This is a genomic window from Chryseosolibacter histidinae, assembly GCF_018598225.1.
Classification (GTDB): domain Bacteria; phylum Bacteroidota; class Bacteroidia; order Cytophagales; family Cyclobacteriaceae; genus Chryseosolibacter; species Chryseosolibacter histidini.
On the sequence record NZ_JAHESF010000057.1, the window covers coordinates 1 to 24,234 of the forward strand.

General features: G+C 49.5%; 23 protein-coding genes. 11 read left to right on the forward strand and 12 right to left on the reverse strand.

The genetic code is table 11. The features are described from left to right. Together KK083_RS29625 and KK083_RS29630 are read left to right on the forward strand one after the other, a co-directional pair. Nucleotides 1–582 (forward strand): aldehyde dehydrogenase family protein (locus KK083_RS29625; RefSeq protein WP_254169775.1); only part of this gene is annotated, 582 nt, incomplete at its 5' end. Between the two features lie 110 nt (nucleotides 583–692). Then, nucleotides 693–3,704, forward strand: a complete 3,012-nt coding sequence (locus KK083_RS29630; protein WP_254169776.1) for an AsmA family protein — start codon at nucleotides 693–695, stop codon at nucleotides 3,702–3,704. 417 nt (nucleotides 3,705–4,121) lie between these two features. Here KK083_RS29630 and KK083_RS29635 read toward each other — a convergent pair whose 3' ends face one another. The 3 genes from KK083_RS29635 to KK083_RS29645 form a co-directional block, all read right to left on the reverse strand. After that, nucleotides 4,122–5,678 carry an Rne/Rng family ribonuclease gene (locus KK083_RS29635; RefSeq protein WP_254169777.1) on the reverse strand — a complete coding sequence of 519 codons (1,557 nt, stop codon included), beginning with the start codon at nucleotides 5,676–5,678 and terminating at the stop codon, nucleotides 4,122–4,124. A gap of 215 nt (nucleotides 5,679–5,893) precedes the next feature. After that, on the reverse strand, nucleotides 5,894–6,709 hold the full coding sequence (locus tag KK083_RS29640; protein ID WP_254169778.1) for a tetratricopeptide repeat protein: 816 nt from the start codon (nucleotides 6,707–6,709) through the stop codon (nucleotides 5,894–5,896). Nucleotides 6,710–6,762: 53 nt separating this feature from the next. Beyond that, nucleotides 6,763–7,068 carry an HU family DNA-binding protein gene (locus tag KK083_RS29645; protein WP_254169779.1) on the reverse strand — a complete coding sequence of 102 codons (306 nt, stop codon included), beginning with the start codon at nucleotides 7,066–7,068 and terminating at the stop codon, nucleotides 6,763–6,765. A gap of 76 nt (nucleotides 7,069–7,144) precedes the next feature. Between KK083_RS29645 and mutY the strand changes: the two genes are divergently transcribed. The 8 genes from mutY to KK083_RS29685 all read left to right on the forward strand — a co-directional run bounded on the left by mutY (nucleotide 7,145) and on the right by KK083_RS29685 (nucleotide 14,720). Further along, on the forward strand, nucleotides 7,145–8,227 hold the full coding sequence (mutY, locus tag KK083_RS29650; RefSeq protein ID WP_254169780.1) for an A/G-specific adenine glycosylase: 1,083 nt from the start codon (nucleotides 7,145–7,147) through the stop codon (nucleotides 8,225–8,227). A 65-nt stretch (nucleotides 8,228–8,292) separates the two neighbouring features. Then, complete coding sequence (locus tag KK083_RS29655; protein ID WP_254169781.1) at nucleotides 8,293–8,739, forward strand: single-stranded DNA-binding protein; 447 nt, start codon at nucleotides 8,293–8,295, stop codon at nucleotides 8,737–8,739. Between the two features lie 89 nt (nucleotides 8,740–8,828). Further along, a complete protein-coding gene (gldE, locus tag KK083_RS29660; RefSeq protein ID WP_254169782.1) occupies nucleotides 8,829–10,064 on the forward strand; it encodes a gliding motility-associated protein GldE in 1,236 nt (411 codons plus the stop codon). A gap of 103 nt (nucleotides 10,065–10,167) precedes the next feature. Next, nucleotides 10,168–10,728: a gliding motility lipoprotein GldD gene (gldD, locus tag KK083_RS29665; RefSeq protein ID WP_254169783.1), complete on the forward strand. Its 561-nt coding sequence runs from the start codon at nucleotides 10,168–10,170 to the stop codon at nucleotides 10,726–10,728. 334 nt (nucleotides 10,729–11,062) lie between these two features. Next, nucleotides 11,063–11,809, forward strand: a complete 747-nt coding sequence (locus KK083_RS29670; RefSeq protein WP_254169784.1) for a hypothetical protein — start codon at nucleotides 11,063–11,065, stop codon at nucleotides 11,807–11,809. An 89-nt stretch (nucleotides 11,810–11,898) separates the two neighbouring features. Then, on the forward strand, nucleotides 11,899–13,047 hold the full coding sequence (locus KK083_RS29675) for an aminotransferase class V-fold PLP-dependent enzyme (protein WP_254169785.1): 1,149 nt from the start codon (nucleotides 11,899–11,901) through the stop codon (nucleotides 13,045–13,047). Nucleotides 13,048–13,050: 3 nt separating this feature from the next. Continuing rightward, on the forward strand, nucleotides 13,051–13,971 hold the full coding sequence (locus KK083_RS29680; RefSeq protein WP_254169786.1) for a DMT family transporter: 921 nt from the start codon (nucleotides 13,051–13,053) through the stop codon (nucleotides 13,969–13,971). Between the two features lie 101 nt (nucleotides 13,972–14,072). After that, nucleotides 14,073–14,720: a YciI family protein gene (locus tag KK083_RS29685; protein ID WP_254169787.1), complete on the forward strand. Its 648-nt coding sequence runs from the start codon at nucleotides 14,073–14,075 to the stop codon at nucleotides 14,718–14,720. 122 nt (nucleotides 14,721–14,842) lie between these two features. On the opposite strand, the gene KK083_RS29690 is transcribed toward KK083_RS29685, so the two are convergent. The 7 genes from KK083_RS29690 to KK083_RS29720 all read right to left on the reverse strand — a co-directional run bounded on the left by KK083_RS29690 (nucleotide 14,843) and on the right by KK083_RS29720 (nucleotide 21,480). After that, nucleotides 14,843–15,457, reverse strand: a complete 615-nt coding sequence (locus KK083_RS29690) for a 2'-5' RNA ligase family protein (protein WP_254169788.1) — start codon at nucleotides 15,455–15,457, stop codon at nucleotides 14,843–14,845. Nucleotides 15,458–15,553: 96 nt separating this feature from the next. Continuing rightward, nucleotides 15,554–15,916, reverse strand: coding sequence for a hypothetical protein (locus KK083_RS29695; RefSeq protein WP_254169789.1), 363 nt, complete (start codon nucleotides 15,914–15,916; stop codon nucleotides 15,554–15,556). Nucleotides 15,917–15,939: 23 nt separating this feature from the next. Beyond that, nucleotides 15,940–16,335: a hypothetical protein gene (locus KK083_RS29700; RefSeq protein WP_254169790.1), complete on the reverse strand. Its 396-nt coding sequence runs from the start codon at nucleotides 16,333–16,335 to the stop codon at nucleotides 15,940–15,942. A gap of 43 nt (nucleotides 16,336–16,378) precedes the next feature. Further along, the gene (locus tag KK083_RS29705) at nucleotides 16,379–16,957 is read right to left on the reverse strand and encodes a ferritin family protein (RefSeq protein ID WP_254169791.1); all 579 of its coding nucleotides are present in this window, start codon (nucleotides 16,955–16,957) and stop codon (nucleotides 16,379–16,381) included. A 19-nt stretch (nucleotides 16,958–16,976) separates the two neighbouring features. Next, nucleotides 16,977–17,480, reverse strand: coding sequence for a GbsR/MarR family transcriptional regulator (locus KK083_RS29710; protein WP_254169792.1), 504 nt, complete (start codon nucleotides 17,478–17,480; stop codon nucleotides 16,977–16,979). Nucleotides 17,481–17,613: 133 nt separating this feature from the next. Further along, nucleotides 17,614–19,776, reverse strand: a complete 2,163-nt coding sequence (locus KK083_RS29715; RefSeq protein WP_254169793.1) for a S9 family peptidase — start codon at nucleotides 19,774–19,776, stop codon at nucleotides 17,614–17,616. A 45-nt stretch (nucleotides 19,777–19,821) separates the two neighbouring features. Next, nucleotides 19,822–21,480, reverse strand: coding sequence for an amidase (locus tag KK083_RS29720; RefSeq protein ID WP_254169794.1), 1,659 nt, complete (start codon nucleotides 21,478–21,480; stop codon nucleotides 19,822–19,824). Nucleotides 21,481–21,656: 176 nt separating this feature from the next. Between KK083_RS29720 and KK083_RS29725 the strand changes: the two genes are divergently transcribed. After that, entirely contained in the window at nucleotides 21,657–22,643 is a 987-nt protein-coding gene (locus KK083_RS29725) for a YpdA family putative bacillithiol disulfide reductase (RefSeq protein ID WP_254169795.1), read from the forward strand. Between the two features lie 68 nt (nucleotides 22,644–22,711). On the opposite strand, the gene KK083_RS29730 is transcribed toward KK083_RS29725, so the two are convergent. Together KK083_RS29730 and KK083_RS29735 are read right to left on the reverse strand one after the other, a co-directional pair. After that, nucleotides 22,712–23,269, reverse strand: a complete 558-nt coding sequence (locus KK083_RS29730; protein ID WP_254169796.1) for a hypothetical protein — start codon at nucleotides 23,267–23,269, stop codon at nucleotides 22,712–22,714. Between the two features lie 91 nt (nucleotides 23,270–23,360). Beyond that, a complete protein-coding gene (locus KK083_RS29735; protein WP_254169797.1) occupies nucleotides 23,361–24,233 on the reverse strand; it encodes a fructosamine kinase family protein in 873 nt (290 codons plus the stop codon). Nucleotide 24,234 lies beyond the last annotated feature (1 nt).

The following is a 24,234-nucleotide window of genomic DNA, read 5'->3' on the forward strand; positions in this document are numbered from 1 at the left end:
AATGGAGACCTTGAATCATCAGCCAGCTATTGCCGCATTGTTAACGAGCGACACTTTCTTCGCCTGAACGAGCTGGTGCAGGACGCGGTGCAGACTGGTGCCACCGCTGCATGGAGTGGAAAGACAGACCTTGCTACCCGATTTTTCCATCCCGTGATACTCACCAACGTGCCCATGCATGCCCGCCTGATGAACGAAGAGATCTTTGGCCCGGTATTGCCTGTGATCACCTATCGCAACCTGGACGAGGCCATAGCCATTGTCAACAGCAAACCGAAACCCCTGGCATTGTATGTGTTCACCCAACAAAGTGCCGTGCGCGATAAAGTGCTGCAGCAAACCTCCTCCGGCGGGGTGTGCGTGAATGACTGTGGCATCCATTTTTTGCACCATCATTTACCTTTCGGAGGGGTGAACAACAGCGGCCTTGGAAAATCGCACGGCCATTACGGATTTATGGCATTCTCGCACGAAAAACCGGTTTTGAAACAGAAAAATGGATTTACGTCGGTAAAAGCATTTTATCCTCCCTATACCTCGTTATCAGCCCGCTTAATGGACTGGTTTTTGAAGCTCTTTTAACCTTGACATAACGCAGGGTTCTGCAAAAAGCTGAAAATTCAATCGGCCGTTTTGTAAATTTGCGTCCTTTAATTCCGTTATCTAACAAACTCGAAAAAACTCGCTGAGTCATGAAAAAAGCACTGAAATGGTTTCTGATAATTTTTGGCGGACTGATCGTTCTGATCCTGCTTGCGGCCTTTATCCTGCCCATTGTCTTCAAAGACGATATCAAGGCAGCGATCGATAAAGAGCTGGCCAAGTCAGTGAACGCAGACGTGATCTTTGATGTCAATGATTTCAACCTCTCCCTCTTCTCCAATTTCCCGAACATTACTGCCGAGATGAAAAACCTTGGTGTGGTGAACCGCGCCCCCTTTGAAGGTCAGGTGCTTTTTGCCACTGAAAAATTCGAAGTGGAAGTGAACCTGAAGGATATTCTCTTTGGCGATCAGCTTCGTGTAAAAGGAATTTCGCTGGTGCGTCCCGTGATCAACATCAAAGTGCTGGCCGACGGAAAAGCGAACTACGATATCGCTATCCCTTCTGCCGACACCACCACTACTACTGAAGAAGGCGGTGATTTTTCATTCGGCATAGACCACTGGGAGGTTGTGGATGCAGACGTGACTTACGATGACAAGTCATTGCCGTATAACCTCACCGTGAAAGGACTGAACCACTCCGGCAGCGGCGACTTCACGCAGGATGTATTCGACCTCAGAACAAAAACCACCGCAGACACTGTAACCACTTCTTTTGATGGTGTGGAGTATCTCACCGACAAACGTGTGGATATAGACGCCGTTGTGAGCATCAGTGAAGAATATACCAAGTATACTTTCAAGGAGAATACCGCCAAGGTCAACGATTTTGTGATGCAATTCGATGGCTGGTTTAAAATGAACGAGAACGACTTCGGCATGGACCTCACGTTCAGCAGCCCCGACAACTCATTCAAGAGCTTGCTCTCGCTGGTGCCGGGCGTTTACTCGAAAGACTTCGGCAGCATCAAGACCTCGGGCGACCTCGCCTTCAAAGGTTTTGTAAAAGGTACCTACAGCGAAAAGCAGATGCCGGCATTCAACCTCAATCTGCTGGTGAAGGATGCCATGTTCCAGTATCCCGATCTTCCTACTGCCATCAATAACATCAATGTAGACCTGCTGGTAGACAATAAAGATGGCGTGATAGACAACACCGTTATCGACCTGAAAAAGCTTCACCTCGATTTCGGCTCGAACCCGGTGGATGCCAGGGCGCTTATCACCAAAATATATCCCACCAATGTCGATGCAAACCTTGCTGCCAAGCTGAACCTCGCAGAGCTTACCAAGATGTTCCCCATGGAAGGCCTGGAAATGAAAGGAAGCTACGCGGTGAATCTTACAGCAAAAGGTGTTTATGACAGCCTGAAGAAAGTGATCCCCGCCATCGACGCGAAGATGTCACTGAACGACGGCTTCGTAAAATCGAAAGAGTTCCCCGTGCCGATGGATGACATGCACTTCACTTCTACCATCAAGAACACTTCCGGAAAAATGGCCGAGACGTTCATTGACGTGAACGACTTCACCGTGCTGATGGATGGCGAAAAGCTGAAGGCAGACCTGCACCTCGAAAACCTCGACAATTACACCTGGGATCTTAAAGTGAACGGTGGCATCGACCTGGAGAAAATGACCAAAGTATTCCCGCTCGAAGGCATGACCCTGGCAGGAAAAGTGAAGGCCAACATCGAGACCAAAGGAAAGTATTCAGATGTGCAGGCTGAAAAATACGACCGCCTGCCTACCAGCGGCACAGCTTCGCTTACAGATTTCAAATACATTACCAAAGACCTGCCGCAGGTAACGCTGAGCCAGGCCGCCATGACCTTCGACCCACGCAAGATCGAGCTGCAAAAACTGAACGGAACAGTAGGCAAAAGCGACTTCAATGTAACGGGCTCCGTGCTCAACTACCTGGGCTATGTGTTCGGCGAGAACGAGACCATCAAAGGCAACGTGAACTTCTCTTCGAACCTGTTTGATCTGAACGAGTTCATGACCGAAGAGGAAGCGCCCGCCACAGCAGAAGACACTACCTCGTTTGGTGTGATCCCTGTGCCGAACAACATCGACTTTGTGCTGAACTCCAACATCAAGGCGGTGAAGATGATGGACTTCAACATCACCAATGCCACCGGTGACATTGTGGTGAAAGACGGCATTGCCAACCTGCGTGGCCTGAAGTTCAACATGCTGGGCGGAACTTTTGTGGTGGATGGAAGCTACAACGCCAAAGACCTGGCGCATCCCAAATATGATATGGCCCTGAAGATCGAGAACGTGTCTATGAAAGACGCTGCCAGCGCCTCTTCGATCGTTCAGACCTATGCACCCATCGCGGGCCTGGTGAACGGCAAGTTCTCTACCGACTTCTCCCTCAAGGGAGAGCTTGGCCAGGACATGATGCCGAACCTTGCTACCGTCAACGGCGGCGGACTTGTGAAGATCGCGCAGGCTGCCCTGAAGCAATCGAAGCTCATCTCTGGCATTACTTCGCTTACCAAGCTTGACGATACCGATGAAGTAACCCTGAAAGATGTGCTGATGTCGGCCCAGCTTACAGATGGCAAGCTGAGCGTGAAACCTTTCGATGTGAAGTTCGGCAACTACAAGACCACGGTAGCCGGTGCCACAAGCCTTGACGGAACCATCGATTATACGCTGAAGATGGATGTACCCGCAGGCAAGCTGGGCTCTGAGTTCAACAGCTTTGTTTCAAAATACAGCGGAAACAAGAGCGATGGCAACACCAACATTCCGCTTACCATCGGCGTAGGCGGCAAATACGACAGCCCTGTACCGAAGCTGCTGATGGATTCGCAGAAAGAACAAGCTAAAGAGGCCGCCGTGAATGCAGCCAAAGAAGAAGGTACCAAAGCCCTTCAGAAGGCTGTGAAAGGCACGGATGCTGAAAAGGCGCTGAATAAGATCCTGGGCGGCAACAAAAAGGATACAACTGCTTCGGCAGATACGGCGAAAGCTACCACGCCAGCCATCCCTACCAAGGAAGAAGTGAAAGAAGAGGTGCAGAAAAAGGTAGAAGATGAGGCCAAAAAGAAGATCGAAGGCCTGCTGAAGAGAAAGAAAAACTAGTCTTTTAGTCCACAGTCGACTGTCCACGGTCCACAGTAGGGAGTGTTTTCGTTTTACACTGTTCTGCTGTGGACCGTTGTCTGTGGACCCGTGGACTCCTTAACCCCGTAACTACACTTTATCGTCATTATTCTGCGGTTTGGCGCTGGCTTAATCAGCTCAGGCCGGCTTTGTGTGCGGACACCCACACGGGCGTATTCATGGCAGCTAAAACCAATAAATGGCTATGAAAACGTTCATCAGGGTCCTGTTCATTGTGCTGCCTTTTTTATGGTCAATTTTTATAATGCTGGGATAAACCGGCATTTAATTCGAACGAGAAAGTACGATTGTAATTGGAGCCAGACCCAAAACCAATCCCTTTAAACCAAAAAAGGCCAGTGTTTGCTGGCCTTTTTTAATGGTAATACTTTTCGTCTAGTTAGTGAGCTGGATCTCTTCACCTTCCTTGTTCAGGAACTTGTATTCTGTGATGGCCATGGAAGTATCTTTCACCAGGCTGATCCAGGTCTTGTATTTGAAATACCAACGCATGCGCTGGGAGATGAGCCCCTTGGTGTAGAAGGCATGCAGGTATGGATGCAGGGCCAGCACGAGGTTCTTCTCGTTCTGCTTCACCAGCAAATGTTCGATGTTCTTTTCGATGAGGTCAGAGACCAGGATAGACGCAGTGATCTTGCCCGTGCCGTTGCAGGTAGGACATACCTCGCGGGTTACGATGTTCATCTGCGGGCGAACGCGCTCACGCGTGATCTGCATGAGCCCGAACTTTGAAAGCGGCAGCACGGTAGACTTGGCTTTGTCATCCATCATCTCCTCTTTCATCACTTTATAGATCAGCTTTTTGTTGTCGAGGTTCTTCATGTCGATGAAGTCGATAACAATGATCCCACCCATATCGCGCAGGCGGAGCTGACGTGCTATTTCCTTGGCAGCTTCGACGTTTACTGAAAGCGCTGTGGTTTCCTGGTTCTCTTCGCGGTTCGATTTGTTGCCACTGTTCACGTCTATCACGTGCAGGGCTTCGGTATGCTCGATGATCAGGTATCCGCCACCCTTGAGGCTCACGGTTTGGCCGAATGCCGATTTGATCTGCTTCTCGATGCCGTAATGCTCGAAGATCTTGGCTTTTCCGGCGTAGTATTTTACGATCTTCTCTTTATCAGGCGCAATGGTCTTGATGTAGGTGCGCACCTCCTCGAACATCTTCTTGTCGTCAACATGCACATTGTCGAACGATTCGTTCAGCATGTCGCGCAATAAAGAAGAGGTTTTGTCGAGCTCGCCGATCACTTTGTCACGCGGGGCGGCCACGGGCAGGCGGGTCATGCCTTCTTCCCATGTTTTTACCAGGTTGCGGAGGTCGCGGTCGAGCTCGGCCACTTCCTTGTTCTCGGCTACGGTGCGGATGATCACACCGAAATTTTCAGGCTTGATAGATTGGATCAGGCGAAGCAGGCGTTTGCGTTCTTCGCTGCTGGTGATCTTTTTCGATACGCTGACTGCATTGGAAAAAGGTACCAATACCAGGTACCTCCCAGCCAGGGATAACTCGCAGGACAATCGTGGCCCTTTGGTTGAGATCGGCTCTTTTACAATTTGGACCGGTATAAGCTGATTCTTCGACAATTGCTGGGTGATCTTCCCGTGCTTGTCGATGTCCGGTTCAAGATTGAATTTGTCCAGTCTTCCACCATTCATCTTTTTACCACGGACCAGCTTCGTAAACTTTTGAAGTGAACTGAACTGCGGTCCGAGATCGAGATAGTGCAGGAAAGCATCCTTGTCGTACCCAACATCAATAAAGGCAGCATTTAAACCGGGCACCACTTTCTTAACAGTGCCCAGGTAGATATCCCCTACGGTAAATTTGCTTCCTTCTGCTTCCTGGTGGAATTCAACCAGCGTCTTGTCTTTAAGAAGGGCTATACGACATCCGTCCTGAGTTGTACTAATTATTAGTTCGTTACTCAAAAGACAAAGATTAAATTAAAAAAAATGATGTGTATAGGCTGGCAGCACTAGTTGTGATGCTGCCAGAGAAATAAGATTATTTCTTCTTATGTCTGTTCTTCCTGAGACGCTTCTTACGCTTGTGCGTAGCCATTTTGTGCTTCTTTCTTTTCTTTCCGCTAGGCATAGTAATGTTTTAGATTTTATCCGCGAGCGGGCGGATGGTTTAAACAACTTTATTTTAAATCCTTCAGATATGAATCAACCGTTGCCTGAACAGCGGGATCCTTATCCATTTGTTTCACTTTTTCAAATTGCGCCCGGGCCTTCTCCTTGTCTCCCTTGTTCATCCAGGCCAGTCCTAACAACAGGTGTCCCTGTATGTGGCCGGGATTCACCGTTACCAGCTCCTCCAGTCTTTCAATCGCCCGGTCGTACTGGCCCGACTGGATCGACAGCATGCCCATATTAAAAAGGGCCAGCTCGTTCTTCGGGTCTTTCGCCAGCACTTCCCTCAGCATAGTGATACCCTGCATGGGGTTCGACGATGTGAGGTACGTCATGGCCATCTTGGTCTTTATTTCGAGGTTGCCAGGGTTGTCCCGCAGCACCTTTCCATAAAACTCCTGGGTCTTCGCGGCCAGCGTTTTCTGCTTTGCCGGATCCAGCGCCAGGGTGTAAGCCTGATAGTAACTTTCACCTGCTTTTGCCCAGCTTTCAACGTTATTAAAGAACTTCGACGACTCTTCAGCAAACCATGCCGCGCTATCGAACTGATTAGCAATCCGGTACAGGCCGGCTAAAGAGTCGGCAAAGATAGCATTTTTTTCCTTTTCTGTACCTGATGCAAATTTTGCCCTGAAATCACTGATCCGGGTCCGTACGTTTTCAGGGGTTTGTGTATGGGTTTCGATGTGCGAAGACACGGTATCGGCACCACCGCCTGCCGAAGCAGCATCCCGCTCATTCTCCACCACTACCTTGGGCAACTGAAAGAGCAACAGGATGACCACGGCACAGCCGCCGATCAATAAAAGACGTGTTTTAAGCATAAAAGCCTGATGTGCGAGTGATGAGCGACAGTATTAGAAGCACACCGGTAGATTTATTTTTCAGCAAGCTGCTTCACTTTTTCGCTGTTCTTGATCTTGTTGATGAAGATCTTCGCCGGCTTAAAGCTGGGGATGTAATGCTCGTCAATAACCAGCGCCGTGTTGCGGGAAATATTCCGTGCTATCTTCTTTTTCCTTTTCTTGTTGATAAAGCTGCCAAAACCACGGATATAAATGTTATTGCCATTTGACATCGATGACTTCACTACGCTGAAGAACGCTTCCACCGATGCGGTCACATCCGCCTTGTCTACTCCGGTCTTTTCAGCGATCTCGTTGATAATATCTGCTTTGGTCACTGTAGTATATTTAGAGGTCTCAAAATTCTTACGGGAGGGCAAATTTAGTTTGCCTTGCCAGATTAAAAAATGAATATTGAAAAAATTGATTATCAAGGGGATGGACAAACGATATTTTCCAGATAAAATCGTTAAGTGGTACGAGAGCAACAAAAGAAGCCTGCCCTGGCGCGATACCCGCGACCCATATAAAATATGGCTGTCTGAAATTATCCTTCAGCAAACGAGGGTAAGTCAGGGGTTGCCTTACTACCTGAGGTTCATCGAAGCGTATCCAACCGTGCGTGCATTGGCGGCTGCGCCCGAGCAGGAAGTGCTGCGGCTGTGGCAGGGACTGGGCTACTATACACGCGCCCGTAACCTGCACAAGTGCGCCAAAGCCGTGGTCAGCTTGCATAACGGCGAGTTTCCCCGAACCTATGAAACCCTGCTTAGCCTGCCGGGCATAGGTGAATATACGGCTGCTGCCATTGCGTCCATCGCTTTTAAGCAGGCCGTGGCGGTGGTGGATGGAAACGTTTTCAGGGTGCTTTCCAGGATCTTTGGCATCGATACGCCCATCAATTCGCCGGAAGGAAAAAAACAGTTCACCGCCCTTGCAAACGAGCTGGTGCCGACTGCCCAACCGGATGCCCATAACCAGGCGGTGATGGAGTTCGGAGCGCTTTTCTGCACGCCCCAAAATCCGCAGTGCGATACCTGTATCTTTCAAAAAAACTGTTTTGCCTTCAGCCGCAAAATGCAACAGGCACTGCCGGTGAAGCTCAAGCTGAAAGCAAGCCGCAAGCGGTACTTCTATTATATTGTGCTGGAACACCGGAATTCGCTGCTGATGCGAAAGCGGGAACAGAAAGATATCTGGCTGGGATTATTCGATTTTCACCTGGTGGAAAAAAACCGGCCGGTAAAACCCGAAAAGATCCTGGAAGAAGAGGCTGTGAAAAAAATGGTTGGAAACGATGCCAGCATTACGATATCGAAGAATTACAAGCATATTCTCACGCACCAGACCATCTTTTCAAGATTTATCATTGTAAAAAGTGACAAAAAGATCAAACATGTTCACCAAAACCATTCCTTCTATTCTTTGCCGCAGATCGCTGCGTTACCCAAACCGGTGTTGGTGAGTCGTTTTCTCCAGGAGCATTACGTTTTATAATTTTATAGTTGGCCGAAAGGTGGTACTTTTGTTTCCTTACGCTGTAACCAAAACGAACTGAATATATGTCTGGAGTAAATAAAGTAATTCTGGTAGGCCGCCTGGGAAAGGAGCCTGAAGTACGCAACCTTGACAACGGAGCAGTGGTTGCCAACTTCTCAATTGCTACTTCTGAATCTTATAAAGACCGTACCACTGGTGAGAAGAAAGAGATCACCGAGTGGCACAACATCGTTTTGTGGAGAGGTCTGGCGGAGATCGCACAAAAATATGTTCATAAAGGTGACCTCGTCTATATTGAGGGCAAGCTGCGCACGCGCTCATGGGAAAAAGACGGTGTTACAAGATATACCACTGAAGTTGTGGCCGATAATATGACGATGCTGGGTTCGCGGGGTGGCGGAGGAGGAAACTCTTCTTCCAATGAATATGGGTCACGCAGTACGGAACGTGCCTCCAGTGAAAGCTACAATACGCCGGCAGATAACAGCACCGATGATCTGCCTTTCTGAGGACCTAATGTTTACACTGCTTGGACGAGCCTCCCGGTTTTAGTTTACTGGTAATTTTATCCGATAGGAGCCTGCTGTATCTTTTCTTTATGGCAGTGTTCCTGTTTTTTTCTGCATGGGCTTCTGCAGTAGAGGCTGCGTTTTTTTCACTTCACAACGATGACGTTGAGCGCTTACGGAATAGCGCCGATGAACGCGAGAAGGTGGCGGCTATACTGGTGATCGATCCGCGCCTGCTGCTAAGCGTGCTCACCACGTGCAAATACGCCATGCTGCTGTCGGCGGCTGTGATGTCTGTATCATCGCTCGCCTATGAACAATCGCGTTATACACTCTTCGATGTATCGGCGGGCACAGCGTTGCTGGTGCTTACCATACTCTTCGCCCTGGGAGGTGTGATCCTGCCGAAGATCTACGGCTCTTCGCGCAGCATCGGCATCGCCCGGGCCAACAGCAAATTGTGCTACCGGCTGATCCTTTTTTTAAGACCGCTGCTACGCCCCCTGTTGAGAGCGTCGATCGCTGTTGAAAAAAAGCTGGACGCCACCAAAGAGCAGAAGTCGGTGGAGCATCTCACCAAAGCGCTTCAGCTGGCAACGGTTGACAATGAACCGATCGAAGGAGAAAAAGAGATCCTTGAAGGTATTGTGAATTTCGGAACACTCACCGTGCGGCAGGTGATGAAACCCCGCACGGAGATCTCGTACACCGATGTTTCGCTCGACTTTCACCAGCTGATGGAATTTGTGAAACGTTCAGGATTTTCGAGGGTACCGGTATGCCGGGAGTCGCTCGACAGCGTGCAGGGATTCCTTTATATCAAAGACCTGCTGCCCTTTCTCGAAGAAGGACGCGATTTTGGATGGCAGCGACTGCTCAGGCCCGGATACTTCGTTCCTGAAACAAAAAAAATAGACCTGCTGCTCAAAGATTTCCAGGAGAAAAGAGTGCACATGGCGCTGGTGGTCAACCATCATGGCAATACCACCGGACTGATCACGTTAGAAGATATCATCGAAGAGATCATCGGCGACTTCAATGACGAGTTCGATGAGGTGGGTGCCCGCTTTCAAAAGCTCAGCGATGGAACTTTTGTGTTTGATGGTAAAACCTCGCTGTATGAGTTCTGTAAGGTGCTGCATGTAGACCCGTCACTTTTTCACCGCGTGAAAGGCATCAATGAGTCACTGAGCGGCGTGCTGACGGAGTTCAATGGAACCCTCCCGGCGGTTGGCGATGAAATTGTGATCAGCCCGTTCACCTTTGTGATCGAATCAGTGGATCATAAACGGATCAAAAAAGTTAAAGTAAAGAGAAATGGTTAAGAGTCCACTGTCCACTGTCCACAGTCCACGGCAGAGTCGTACCCGGCGGGCGCAGCGTACCTCGTACCTCGTACTTCGTACCTGTTCACTAGCCTTGTTAGTATTGACACTCTTCTCGTCCTGCGATCGTGAGTACCTCCCCAAACCTCTTGGTTATAACCGGCTCGATCTGCCGGAGCCCGCGTATCGCCCGTTGCCCGATACATTTCCGTACCGCTTCGAATATTCCACGCACGCAAAGCTGCTCGACGATTCCTCCGGCTTCAGCGAGCGTTACTGGATCGAGATCTATTATCCGCTGCTGAAGTCTAATGTGCACATCACCTACAAGCCGCTGCGCGAAAATCAGAAGTTGCTCAAAGAATTTTTGGACGATGCCTACAAGCTCACCGCCAAACACCAGATCAAAGCCTATGCCATCAACGAGGTGATCACCACCACGCCCAGTGGAAAAACCGCAGTGATTGCCGAGCTCGAAGGCGAAGTACCGAGCCAGTTTCAGTTCACCATCACCGACTCTACACGACATTTTCTGCGGGGTGCGCTTTATTTCAACACCAAAGTTCAGAATGACTCGCTGGCGCCGGCCATTGAGTACATGAAGAAGGATATTATGCACTTGATCAATACGCTGGAGTGGAGAGGAGGAAGAATTAAGAATTAAGGAGTAAGGAGTAAGGAGTAAGGAGTAAGGAGGAGAAGCCAGGAGTCAGGAGCCAGAAGTCAGAAGGGGTACTTTATTTAAAAACATTAGGTTGTCTTGAGAGAAAAGTCGTTAGTTTTAAATGACTAGGATCAATAGTATTAAGTTAGCCCTGAAGGGGCTTAATGTTCATAACCCATGGTGAAGCCGTGGGTTATGAATGTTGGAAGGGAACAAGCGCCAAGCACAATGGCGATCTGTGCGGTGCATGTTCATGGCGCATCATAGCAGTACCCGTGATCGGGTGCGTGCATCACGTGCTCTTGTAATGTTTTTCGTGATCAGTAATATACGTATGAATAAAACAATGATCTTTGCGGCGATAGTGCTGCTGTGGGCCTGTACACCTGCGAAGGTTGAAACCACTTCTTCACAGGATACCACATCATCTGATGCAACTAAAGCACCGATCGCCGGAAACTTTCCTCAGCTCGATGTCGAGCACTTCACGATCCTTGATACAACAGATATCTTTTTTGTAAAAATGACAGGTCCCGGCGATTCGGTTAAGATCGTTACCATGGAAGAAGGTGAGAAGCGCGCGTTGCAACAAGATACCAGGGTGATGCGAACCCCGGAAGGCCTCCAGTTCAAGCTGAAGAATGGCGAAACCAAATTGCTGAAAGAGAATAAGGATACCGAGGGAGAAGATTTTGCGTCGTATAATTTTATCGAGCCAATGGATAGCATCGGTCAATGGCTGCTGATGGGCGGATATTATGAGGCGTGGGACTACGTGCTGGTTGACCAGCAGGATGGAAATGAAAATCACCTCTGGGGACAACCTGTGATGTCTCCTGACGGAAAATATTTTCTTACGGGCATGGTAGACCTCGAAGCGGCTTTCGTTCCCACCGGATTTCAGCTGTGGAGCTTCGAGAACAACAAGCCGGTGCTGCGCTGGGAAAAGGAGCTTACCGACTGGGGCTCGGATCATTTTATCTGGACGAAAAACAACACCGTCATCGCCGAGCAAACCTACCGCGATGAGAACGCCGCCGAACTGAGGACGCGCATCATCAAAATGAAAATCTCGCAATAAATAGATCGCCGCGGAGAAGAAAATTCTGCCTTTTAAATTTTCCCTTTGAACGGTGCAACAACTGTTGCGCTGCGTGAGTATACTTGTACATGCTTACCTGCAAACATTCCAAGTTCACGCTGCCTCCGCGCATCACCTATCTGAATTGCAGCTACCTCTCGCCCATGCTGAAGAGTGTGGAAAAGGTGGGGGTGCGCTCACTCCGTTTAAAAAGAAATCCCGCTGGCATTGCCGCGCAGGATTTTTTCAAAGACAGTGAAACACTGCGCGCGGCGTACGCAAAGCTTATTCATGTGAAAGACCCGAAGCGGATCGTGATCATTCCTTCCGTGTCGTACGGCATGGCCAACGTTGCGGCCAACATGAAGCTCAGCAAAGGCCAGCATGTGCTGGTGGCGGCCGAGCAGTTTCCAAGTAACTATTACGCCTGGCAGCGCGCCTGCAGCGAAGCTGGCGCAGAAGTGAAAGCCATATCACCACCTGCCACGTTGCAGGGCAGAGGAAAGATCTGGAACGAAAGGATCCTGGAAGGCATTGACAAAAATACGAGGGCTGTTGCCATCGCGCATACGCATTGGGCCGATGGAACAAAGTTCGACCTTGAAGCCATCCGCAAAAGAACAAAGGAAGTGAACGCGCTGTTGATCGTAGACGGAACACAGTCTGTGGGTGCCATGCCTTTTGATGTTCAGAAGATCCAGCCCGACGCGCTGGTGTGTGCCGGCTACAAATGGTTGCTGGGTCCGTACGGCATCGGGCTTGCCTACTATGGCGAATACTTCAACGATGGCAAACCCATTGAAGAGAACTGGATCAACCGACTCAACAGCGAAGATTTTACAGGACTTATCAACTATCAGTCCGAGTATCAACCCGGCGCCCTTCGTTACGAAGTGGGTGAGCACAGCAGCTTTATCCACGTGCCCATGATGCTGAAGGCCGTGGAGCAGCTCGGCAAATGGGGCGTTGAAAACGTTCAGGCTTATTGCGCATTCATCACCAAGGAGGCCGTATATAAACTTCGCGAGCGCGACTTCTGGATCGAAGAAGAAAATTACCGCGGTCATCACCTGCTGGGTATCCGCCTGCCACAACACATGGATCTTCAGAAAGTAAAAGATGACCTTGCCAAAAACAGGATCTACGTTTCTTTCAGGGGCAATGCCATCAGGGTAGCACCCAACGTGTATAACGACGAGAAGGATCTGAAAAAACTGGTGAAGGTGCTGGGACGCTGAGTAATGAGAAGCCCAGGCAAACAGTCGTACTTTATTGGCGGAATTGTGATCTGTCTCTTCGGGGCAATCTGCTTTTCCACGAAGGCTATCTTCGTAAAACTTGCGTACAGGGATACTGCTGTGGATGCGGTGGCACTGCTCGCCCTGCGCATGATCTTTTCGCTCCCGTTCTTTATTGTCTCCGCGTGGATTGCCTCCAGCAAAACTGATAATGTGAAGTTCACTTTCAGGCAGTGGGTTGCCGTTGCACTGGTAGGTTGCCTGGGATATTACATCAGCAGCCTGCTTGATTTTCTGGGGCTCCAGTATGTATCGGCGGGCATCGAGCGATTGGTGCTTTTTGTTTACCCCACGTTGGTGCTGCTGATCTCGGCCGTTGTGTTCAAGGAAAAAATTGAACGATTTCAGTGGATCGCCGTAGCTGTCACTTATGCGGGACTGCTGTTGGCCTTTGTCAGCGAAGCGAAACTGAACGATGCACAGGGCCCCGATTTTTATCTCGGTGCCGCGTTGATCTTTGCCTGTGCCATAACTTATGCCATGTACATTGTGGGCAGCGGGCGACTGATCCCATCGGTAGGCGCGGCCAAGTTCAACAGCTATGCCATGAGCTTTGCCTGCGTGGCGGTGCTGCTTCATTTTTTCATCACCAGTAATGTTTCGCTGCTCGATCTTCCGGCGCAAACATACACGTACAGCATTGCCATGGCGCTGCTGTCAACGGTCATACCTTCGTATCTCGTAACGGAAGGCATCAAACGCATCGGGTCAGACAATGCCGCCATCGTAGGAAGCGTTGGCCCTGTTTCAACCATCATCCAGGCGAATATCTTTTTGCACGAGCCCGTTCTGGCAGCACAGGTTGCCGGCACAGCACTGATCCTGGTAGGTGTGTTGCTCATCGGCAGAGGTAAGCGCAAATGATCAATGGCGCCGGTTGATACGTGTTTTTTTCCGGTTGAGCATTCTTTCGCACAGTAGCGCGTTTTTTCTTAGTAAGTTGTATACACTAAATTTTCCGTCGCATGAAAAACCTGCTGATCCTGTTAAGCTTTTTTCTGATCGGTACAGCCTGTGCCCAGTCCCCGTACACTTTTGTGTTCCTCAATAAAAAACCCGATGCCGATCAGTTGCCGAAAGAAGAAATTTCGAAGATCATGGAAGGCCATATGGCGAACATCGAACGGCTGGCGAAGGAGGGAAAGCTTGTGGCCGCGGGACCGTTCCAGGGCGGTGGTGGAATTTTTATTCTGAAGACTTCCAATGTTGAGGAGGCCAAAACGTGGCTCAGCACAGACCCCGGCATCAAAGCCAAACGATGGGATGTTGAGCTGTATCTATACAAGCCACGCCAGGGCTCGGTTTGTGCCGTTTCAGAACCTTATGAAATGGTAGAGTATTCTTTTGTGAGGTTCGATGCCGTGGTGAGCAAATTCACAGCATCAACCTATCCGCAGATCATCAGGAAGCACGACGAGTATCTGAAGAAGCTGGCCAATACCGGCAACGTGGTAACAGAAGGCATTTTCGGTGACCATGATGGCGGCATTCTTATCATGAAGGGTGAGGTTCAGCGCGACATCTTCGAAACCGATCCGGGTGTGCAGGAGGGACTGCTGGAGCTCGAGATCAAAAAACTCTACATCGCCAAAGGAAGCTTTTGCGAAAAATAAATCAGGATTATCAGGATTACAGGATTTTCAGGATTACGGGATTTTCAGGATGAGCAGGATTTTGACCAGGATTATGCAGGATTTTCGGGATGGACAGGATTAACAGCCTTTGATTCGAAGATTTAGCCTTCTGTGGTGGCAAGGGCGCTGGTGTTGTCTGTTGAGTAGGACGATTCCAGGTTGAAATCCTTAAAGGCGTGCCAGCGTTTGCCGTCGTGCTTCAGCAGCGTGAGCTTGTCTGCCATGAACTCGGCCTTGAACTCCTTCGTTTTGAATTCTTCCCAGGCATCTTTGTAAGCAGCTTTTTTCAGATCGCGGAAAGCCAGCGTCAGGTGTGGATGGTAAGGGTCTTCCCTGTAATTAGCATTGAAGATGTTCAGCTCCGTTTTACAATACCGCTGCAGGCGTTTCTGAAAATCGTTCAGCGCTACGTTGGTCACCACATTGATGAAGATCACCCGCGGTGGAAATGACGCAAAGTTGTCGAGGCAGAGCTTGATCGGATCAAAATCTCTTACAAACTGCTGAAGCTTTTGAATGAGCTCGTGCTCTTTGGTCTCCTTCCACCGGAAGGGCATGTGCAGGGTGATGTGCGGCGGAGAGTTGAGCGCTGCCTTGCTGTTGTAGTTTTCACGGAAATAGTGCTTCAGGCTCAAAGCTTCTTCATACACCGGTTCCGGCGGAATGAATGCAATGAAGTACTGTTTTGACGCGTCGTCTTTTCTTGGATTTCCCATAGCAGCTTTTCTATCTGAAAATTCGGAAATTTCCTGCAGTCCGGAAAGCGGCAGTGAAGGATGACATCCTTCAAAAGGATGTCACCCTTGATGGGATCAGATCCTGGCGACGCCCTGTTGCGCCTTTTTTCTCAGGCTAAAGAGGATGAAAAGGTTGAAGAAGTGCATGGCACCGAGCACAAGGATGATCCACCCGATCTTGGTGCTGAGCGTTTCAATTACCGCCTGTGTTGTGGCTATGTCTCCCATTATTTTAAGTGTATACACGGCGTATCCGATGTTGATCAGGTAAAAACCTACCAGCAAAAGTTTGTTCACACTGTCTGCCAGGACCTCGTCTTTATGAAAGATCTCCACAAGAAACACTCTTCCGTTGCTGAACAATGTTCTGGCTACCCAGATGGTTAACAAAATTGTAACGGGCAGGTAGATGCTGTAAGATAAAACGGTGAAGTTCATATACGATTTGTTTAAGTGATTGATCAAAAGCTGAGGTTGGGCAGAAAGTTTCCACCTTTTCGGATGCGAGGGAAAACCCATTGCCAGGTAAGGATATAGTAGAAGATGGCCAGCGCCCATGCCGGCACGGTGAGCAGTATGCTGAAGAAGCGCCCGGAAATACTCACACCGCTCATGTTGCCACACGCATATAACACTATCAGATACACGGCGGCAAGCAACAGATGCAGTCTCTTTTTCCTGTGAAACGGAGCCTTTGCTATAACCGAAACAATAGAGCTGGTCATTTGCCACGGCCCCAGCAGCGCCTGTGCATAAAGAATGGCAAAGGGCCAGTCCGCTTCGCCCCAGGAAACAAAAAGCATCACCATTCCGAAGACGAAAATGATGGTCTGTATGGCGAGATCGAGATATTTCATGTTCTGTATATTTAGAAGTTTCAATAAATATTGAAAGATACGCTCAAAAAAAATGTTTTCCGTTGTTGCAGTAATGGCCTGACTCCTCTACCGGATGTTTTTTATCGAGGTCGATATTATTAAAGCTTTGTTTGGCGCTCCACGAGAACAGCTTTTCAAAAAATGGAAGCAGCTTGCTGTTGCTGACCCTTTCGGCGAAATACACTTCGTGCTCTTTTTCCTTGATGCCCATCTCGTAGAGAACGGTATCGTGCTCGGTAATGCCCATGGTGTTGAAGAATTGTTTCATACGGAAGTATTCGCACACATTTCCGCTTTCGAGGCGTCCTGCAAAGTAGAAGGGCATAAAACGCCCGATCACAAAACAGCTCCAGGAGATCATTTTGCCGATGATGTGAAACCGCAGCTCATAGTATTTTGATACGGGCACTTCATATTGCTTCATGATGGCCAGCACTTCATGGCGGTGATTCCACTCGTCAATTTCGATCTGGTGCACAGCCTTTTTTTCTTCTTCGGTTTTTAACGAAGCCGCATGTCCCTGGTAGGCAAACGCTGCCGCTTTTTCAGCCGAGTATGCCTGTTGCAAAAGGTCGATCAATTCAGGATGATGCAGTTTCATATATGTTTTCTGTTTTGGCCTACTTCATCATTTTCAGCACGGTATTCCAGAACCAGCTTTCTTCCGCTTTGATAAAGGTCTCCAGCAACCCGTCTGATTTCTCCGCAAAGTTTTTCAGTTCCTTGACCACTTTTTTAAATTCCTTTGCTTCTTCGGAGCCGTCGGTCTGCACGTCGTTCACTTCCTTCAGCACTTTCAGGATCGGCTCCAGCTCACGCTTTCTTCTTTCTTTTGCCACCTGCCTGGCCAATGCCCACACGTCTTTTTCTGACTTGAAGAACTCCTTACGTTCGCCAGCCACAGACACCCTCGAAATGATCCCCCAATCGAGCAGCGCCCTGACGTTCATGTTGGCATTGCCCCGGGAGATCGACAGCTCCTGCATGATCTCTTCTGTAGACAACGCTTTCGGTGAAACCATCAGCAGCGCATGGATCTGCGCCATCGTTTTATTCAGTCCCCAGCTATAGCCCAGGTTGCCCCAGGCCTGTATCAGTTCTTCTTTGGCTTCTGTGTATTTCATACGTAACAAAGATAGAGATAGTTTCGAAACTTTCAATACTTATTGAAAATTCATATTTCCCGCAGATCACGCTGATTTTCGCAGATTTAGTGCATGATCTGCGTTCATCTGCGTAATCCGCGGGAACCTGCATTTAAAGATTTCGAAGCACGAACTCCATCATCAGGGTATATAGGTGCAGTTGGGTTTTCGCGCCGGGAATGCGGTGGTTCTTATCAGGATAATAGAACGACTCGAACTGTTTGCCGGCATTGATCAGCGCTTCCTGGAACACCACTGAGTTCTGAAAGTGCACGTTGTCATCGCCCGTACCGTGAATGAGCAGGAATTTTCCCTGCAACTTGTCAGCATACGTCAAAGGAGAATTATCATCATATCCGCTAGCATTGAGCTGCGGGGTTTGCATGTATCGCTCTGTGTAAATGTTATCATAAAAACGCCAGTTGGTGACCGGCGACACCGCGATGCCAGCCTTGAACACGCCACCGCCCCGGGTCATCACCAATGACGACATGTAGCCGCCATAGCTCCAACCCCAGATGCCCAGCCTGGACCCATCCACGTAGTTCAGCGATGCAAAATATTTTCCTGCTGAGATCAGGTCCTCCAGCTCATACTTGCCGAGTTGTTTATAGGTGAGCTTCTTGAATTTTTCTCCCCGGCTTCCGGTGCCGCGCGTATCGATCACGGCCACGATGTATCCCTTTTGTGTGAGCAGCTGGTGAAAGTAGAAATGTTTCCCACCCCAGTCGTTGGCGGCATTCTGTGAACCAGGCCCGCTGTACTGGTAGATCATTACGGGATATTTTTTGGCGGCATCGAAGTTCCGGGGTTTGAGCATGTAACCGTTCAGTTGGGTGCCGTCGTTGCCGCTGAAGGTGAAGAACTCTTTGGTTGCGAGGCCATATTCTTCGCTGGCACGTACAAGGCCTTCGTTCTTCTCCAGCACTTTGATCATGCTGTTGCCTTTGGTGCGGTAGAGATTTACCACCGGCGCCTGACTGGCACTGCTGTAATAATCAATGTAGAACTGGAAGTCGTTGCTCATGTTCACGGTATGTGTACCCGCAGCCTGTGAAAGCCGGGTCTTCTTTTTACCGTCGAGGCCAATGGAGTAAAAATGTTTCTCGAGCGGCGACACTTCCGTGGAGGTGAAATAAAGTGTTTTATTTTTTTCATCGAGGCCCACATATTTCAACACTTCGAAATTGCCCGTGGTGATCTGGCGCACGAGCTTTCCGTCTATCGTATAAAGATACAGGTGCTTGTAACCATCGGACTCAGAGCTATAAATAAACTGCTTGCCATCATCCAGGTAAGTGAGGTCGTCCATGCCTTCGATATCAACATAGGCCTCGTCTTTCTCCGTGAACACGGTCTTCGATTCGCCCGTGGTGGCGTTGGTGTGAATGAGGTCAAAATGGTTTTGAAGACGGTTGAGCTTGCAGATAGACAACATGTTCGGGTCTGTCGTCCATTTCACCCGGGGAATGTAAATATCCGTTTCAGTACCGATGTCGGCTTTTACCTTTTTGCCTGTAGCTACATCGTAAACCCAGATCTCAATCACGGAATTCGCCTCGCCGGGTTTGGGATATTTGTATTTGTAATCTTTGGGATAAAGTTGTCCGTTCCACACCTGCATGTTGTATTCCTTCACGGCAGATTCGTCGAAACGATAGTAGGCGATCTTTTTTCCGTCGGGCGACCAGAAGAACGCGTCAACAAAACCGAACTCTTCTTCATAGACCCAGTCAGTGGTGCCGTTGATGATGGCGTTGAACTTCCCATCGGCCGTTACCTGCGTTTCACTTTTATCGGCCAGGTTCACCATAAAGAGATTGTTGCTCCTTACAAAAGCCACGCGGCTGGCATCGGGAGAGAAGGCGGCGTAAGACTGCTTGCCACCGCTGGAAAGTTTGCTCACAGATCGTGAGGGAATATCGTATACATAATACTCCGCTGAATAAGACCGGCGGTAAATGCCTTTATAGTCCGTGCGCAGCAAGAGTTTTTTCTCATCGGCGCTGAGCGAATAGCTGTGGATCTCAATTCGGGGATTCAGGGCGGCGCCATCAACGATCGTTTCAACGGCCTGGCCAGTGGTGATATCGTACCGGATCACTTTGTTGTCGTCAAGTGCCGAGTAGTACTTGCCGTCGTTCATCCAGTTGATGCCGGTAACCGTGCGGGCCGTAAAAGTGTTTTTGGTGGTGAAGTCGTCAACGGTGATCATCTTCTGCGAAAATACTGTGGCGGATGAGATGAGCAACAGCATGGATAGTACCTTCTTCATAAAATATATAAGCTACAGTTGTTTAATGCGATAAGTTACGACAGATCAATGGAACAGCGGCGGATGCTTTTCATCCCACTCCGAAGCTTCCTGGTACGCCCTGGCCATTGAAAGGATAGCCGCCTCGCCATACAGCTTCCCGATGAACGAGATGCTTGTAGGCGAACCGTTGGCATTGAATCCGTTTGGCACCACGGCACAGGGATGACCGGTCAGGTTGGTGGTCAGCAGCTGTGTGCCGCCAAAGCTGGGCGAAACGATCACATCAAAATCTTTGGTGGCCTGGTGATATTGTTCGATCAGCGTTTGCCGGATGCGCGATGCGTTGATATAATCTACAGCAGGAATGAACCGCGCCGTTCTGAAGATATTGGGCCACGCGCCTTTGCGCTGATTCGACAACAGGCTGTCGCGGTTGGAGCGGGTAAGCTCATCGAAGGCAGCGGCAGCTTCGGCCGTAAGCATCAGCCTCACCGCACCTACAGGAATACCGGTGGGCATTTCCACGGCCGTCAGTTGTATGCCCATCGATCGCAGCACCTCAAGCGCTTTAGCATCGTTGGCTTTGGTGCCATAATCGGCATCGAACGCCGACTTGATGTATCCTACCTTTAATTTTTTCAGATCGGTTTTTGCGTTATAGTTGAAGGCCGCGTTGTGCACGGTCTGGTCGAGTCCATCTTCACCCCTGATCGCATTGAACACCAGCGCGCAGTCGAACGCCGAGCGGCAGATGGGCCCGATCTTGTCCATGCTCCAGCTCAATGCCATGGCACCATGCCTGCTTACGGCACCGAACGTGGGTCGCAGTCCGCTGGCGCCACACCGGGTAGATGGTGACACGATGGAGCCGAGTGTTTCCGTGCCGATGGTAAAGCCGACGAGTCCTGCTACCGTTGCAGAAGCGGATCCGGCAGAAGAACCACTGGAGCCTTCTTTCAGGTTCCAGGGATTTTTAGTGACACCACCATACCAGATATCTCCCATCGCCAGCGCGCCCATGGTGAGCTTCACGGTGAGCACCGCGCCAGCCTCTTCCAGTTTTTTCACCACAGTAGCCACGGTGTTGATGGTTTGATCTTTATACGGTTCTGCACCCCATGTGGTCTTGGTACCTTCTACCGCCAGCAGGTCTTTGATGCCGTACGGAATGCCGTGCAGCGGACCGCGGTATTTTCCTTTCGTAATTTCTTCATCGGCTTTGCGCGCTTGTGCCAGGGCGGTTGCCTCCAGCACGGAGATAACACACTTGAGCGTGTCGCCGTATTTTTTGATCCTGTCGAGGTAAAGCTGTGTCAGCTCCAGTGAGGTGATCTTTTTAGCTTTGATCAGCGAAGCGAGCTTGTACACAGGATAGAAGGCAAGCTCCGAGCGGTCTGATGGCAGGGTTACATCTTTGGGTAAGCCCCAGTCGATGGACTTCTGCGTGGTCTCGATGCTGAATCCGTGCGGCAGCGGATTGAACAGCAGCGACATGGGCACGCTGTTATCGAGCTTGTACTGGTGCAGGGCAGTGATAGACTTCTGGTACTCCTGCAGGCCCGTGAGCAGCGAGTCGCGCTCGGCCGGTGTAAAGCGGAGATCGAAGAAGGGTTCGATATCCGCGGTCGGGAATTTCTGCTGCGCCTGCGATGTGGATATCGTGATGAGCGCAATGAGTATAATAAAAAGCTTGTAAATTGACTGCGGTTTTTTCGACAGCATAAGTTCAGGTTTAACAACAATAAAGCTAAATAAAGTAAGAACCATTTCAGCAGCTTAAGTGATGAAAGGCAGTAAACTCACCCTTAGTCCCCCTCTTGGGAAGAGAGCGATAGCTGTACCTGCAGCGTTTGAGCATAGGGGATCATTTGTACAATTTTAAAGAAGCGGGGCATACCATGAGCGAAGACAGCACACACTACGATCTGATCATTATCGGCGCCGGTCCCATTGGCCTGGCCTGTGGCATTGAAGCGAGCAAAGCAGGTCTCCGCTACCTCATCCTGGAAAAGGGCTGCCTCGTAAATTCACTGTATCATTATCCTTTGGGTATGACGTTCTTCTCCACCTCTGAACGGCTGGAGATAGGCGGTGTGCCTTTTATTTCTCACGGGCCGAAGCCCAACCGTTTCGAGGCGCTGGAATATTATCGCCGGGTGTGCATAAGCTGGCAGCTGAACGTGAAGCTGTACGAGGCTGTAACATCGTCTGTGATCGAGCAGGGCATCCACCAGGTAACGACCACGCGTGGCAGGTATAGAGCAAAGGCGCTGGTGCTGGCGTTGGGATTTTATGACCTGCCTTATCTGCTAAACGTGCCGGGAGAAGATCTTCCAAAGGTCCGGCATTACTACGACGAGCCCCATCCTTATTTCGGCCAGAAGATCATTGTGGTGGGCGCCGCTAACTCTGCCGTTGACGTGGCCCTTGAAACGTGGCGGAAGGGTGCCGATGTTACCATGGTGATCCGCGAGCAGGGCATCCGCGAAAGCGTCAAGTACTGGGTGAAGCCCGACATCGAGAACAGGATCAAGGAAGGATCGATCAGAGCGCTCTTCAACTCAAAGGTGCTGAAGATCGATGAACATACCGTAGACATTCGCACACCCGAGGGAGATATAATCCTCGACAATGATTTTGTGCTGGCGATGACCGGCTATCAGCCACCGTTCGATTTTATGGGATCGCTGGGCATCAAATTTCACGACGACGAATTTCACACCCCTGTATACGATGCGCAAACCATGGAGACCAATGTGCCGAGCCTTTACCTGGCCGGCGTGGTTTGCGGAGGATTGAAGACCAACAAGTGGTTCATTGAAAATTCACGCGTGCATGCCGAGCTGATCATGGCGAACCTCACGCTTAAAAATGGACAGAAATAAAAGGAGGTTGCCTTTGATGACAACCTCCTGAATTTTAAAACTGGTAATTTATCTTTCTCTATGAACGATTAATTGTTCAACGCGTTGGCTACAATGGTAGCGTCCACGGTAAATTCTGCTGTGAATTTTACAGGGGTTTTGGTAAGCGATCCATTCAGGTATAATGTAATGGACAGATTATTTTTCAGAATGGCAGCCATGGCCTGGAGGTCGGTATTGGACACAACCAGCTCTGTTTCTGTTCCAGCATCGGCAGCAGCCTTGATATTGAAATTAGTGATGCTGGCGATCTCGATGGCGTTAGCCGCACTTCCTGTAGCAGAATAGCTCACCTTTGAAAGCGGTGTAGTAGCAGCTTCGCCACTGTAATTCTTGATCTTGAAGGTGATCTTGTTCACAGTGAAGCTCTTCAGGTTGTCTTTGTACTTCTCGATCTCTGCGTTTGAGGTAGCATCTACTACCAGTGATTTGCTATACGTCACATTTTGATTTGTGCCCGTTTCATCTACAGTAATTGAAGTGGTTACGGGTTCATTGATGGTGACGTCACCGAGTTCATCGCAGCTTGTGAGCACTACAGCTGTAAAAATGAAGATAGCCAACGATCTTAAGACAAGGTTTTTCATAAAATAAATAGGGGTTTAATAGATGATTTGATTTTTGAAAGTTATGCGTGTATAAAAGGGCAACTAAGGTAAAGAAAAATTACCAATCGGTTTATACCCATTGCCGCAGAATGGAAACCACTTGTGAGACATATCCACCGCCAAAAAGATTTACATGCACCATCAAAGGATACAGGTTATAAATATCGAAACGTTCTGCATATCCCGGTGCAAGTGCAAAAGCCTCGTGGTAACTGTTATAAAATTCATCTGAAAAACCTCCAAAAAGTGTTGTAAACGCAATTTCTGCTTCGCGATGGCCATAATACACCGCCGGGTCGATCAGGCAGGGTCTTCCTTTATCATTTGTGATGAGATTCCCACTCCACAGGTCCCCGTGCAGCAGGCAGGGCTTTTCTTCCGGAAGCAGATCACCCAGTTTGTTGTACAATATGCTGAACAGCATGACCGTGTCCACGTTGATCTTACCACGATCCAGGGCCAGCTTTACCTGAGCTTCCAGGCGTTGCGTGATAAAAAAATCCGTCCATTTTTCTGTGCGTGTATTTTGCTGTGGCAGTGAGCCGATGTAGTTGGCGTGATCCAGTCCATAAGTGGGCGCTGTGTGTTTATGCAGGTTGGCGAGCTGCTGCCCGAGGTCTGTCCAGTAAGTGCCAGCCTGCGGGTGCTCTTCCACAAACTCCAGCACCAGAAATTGCAAAGACCCGGCCACCCCTTCAGTGATCACTTCGGGTATGTATATGTCTCCCGCGTTGCGCAGCAGCTTCAATCCTTTTGCTTCCGCGATAAACATGCCCGGAAATTTTGCTGCGTCATTCCATTTCAGAAAAAGATCACCAGTCCGGGTCTTCAATCGTCCGCCATGGTTGATGCATCCGCCACCGCAAAAAGAAAAATCCGTGGGGTTGCTACTCACGGACTCTTCCAGTTGTTTTAGAATGACCGATGGAACTGACGAGAGCATG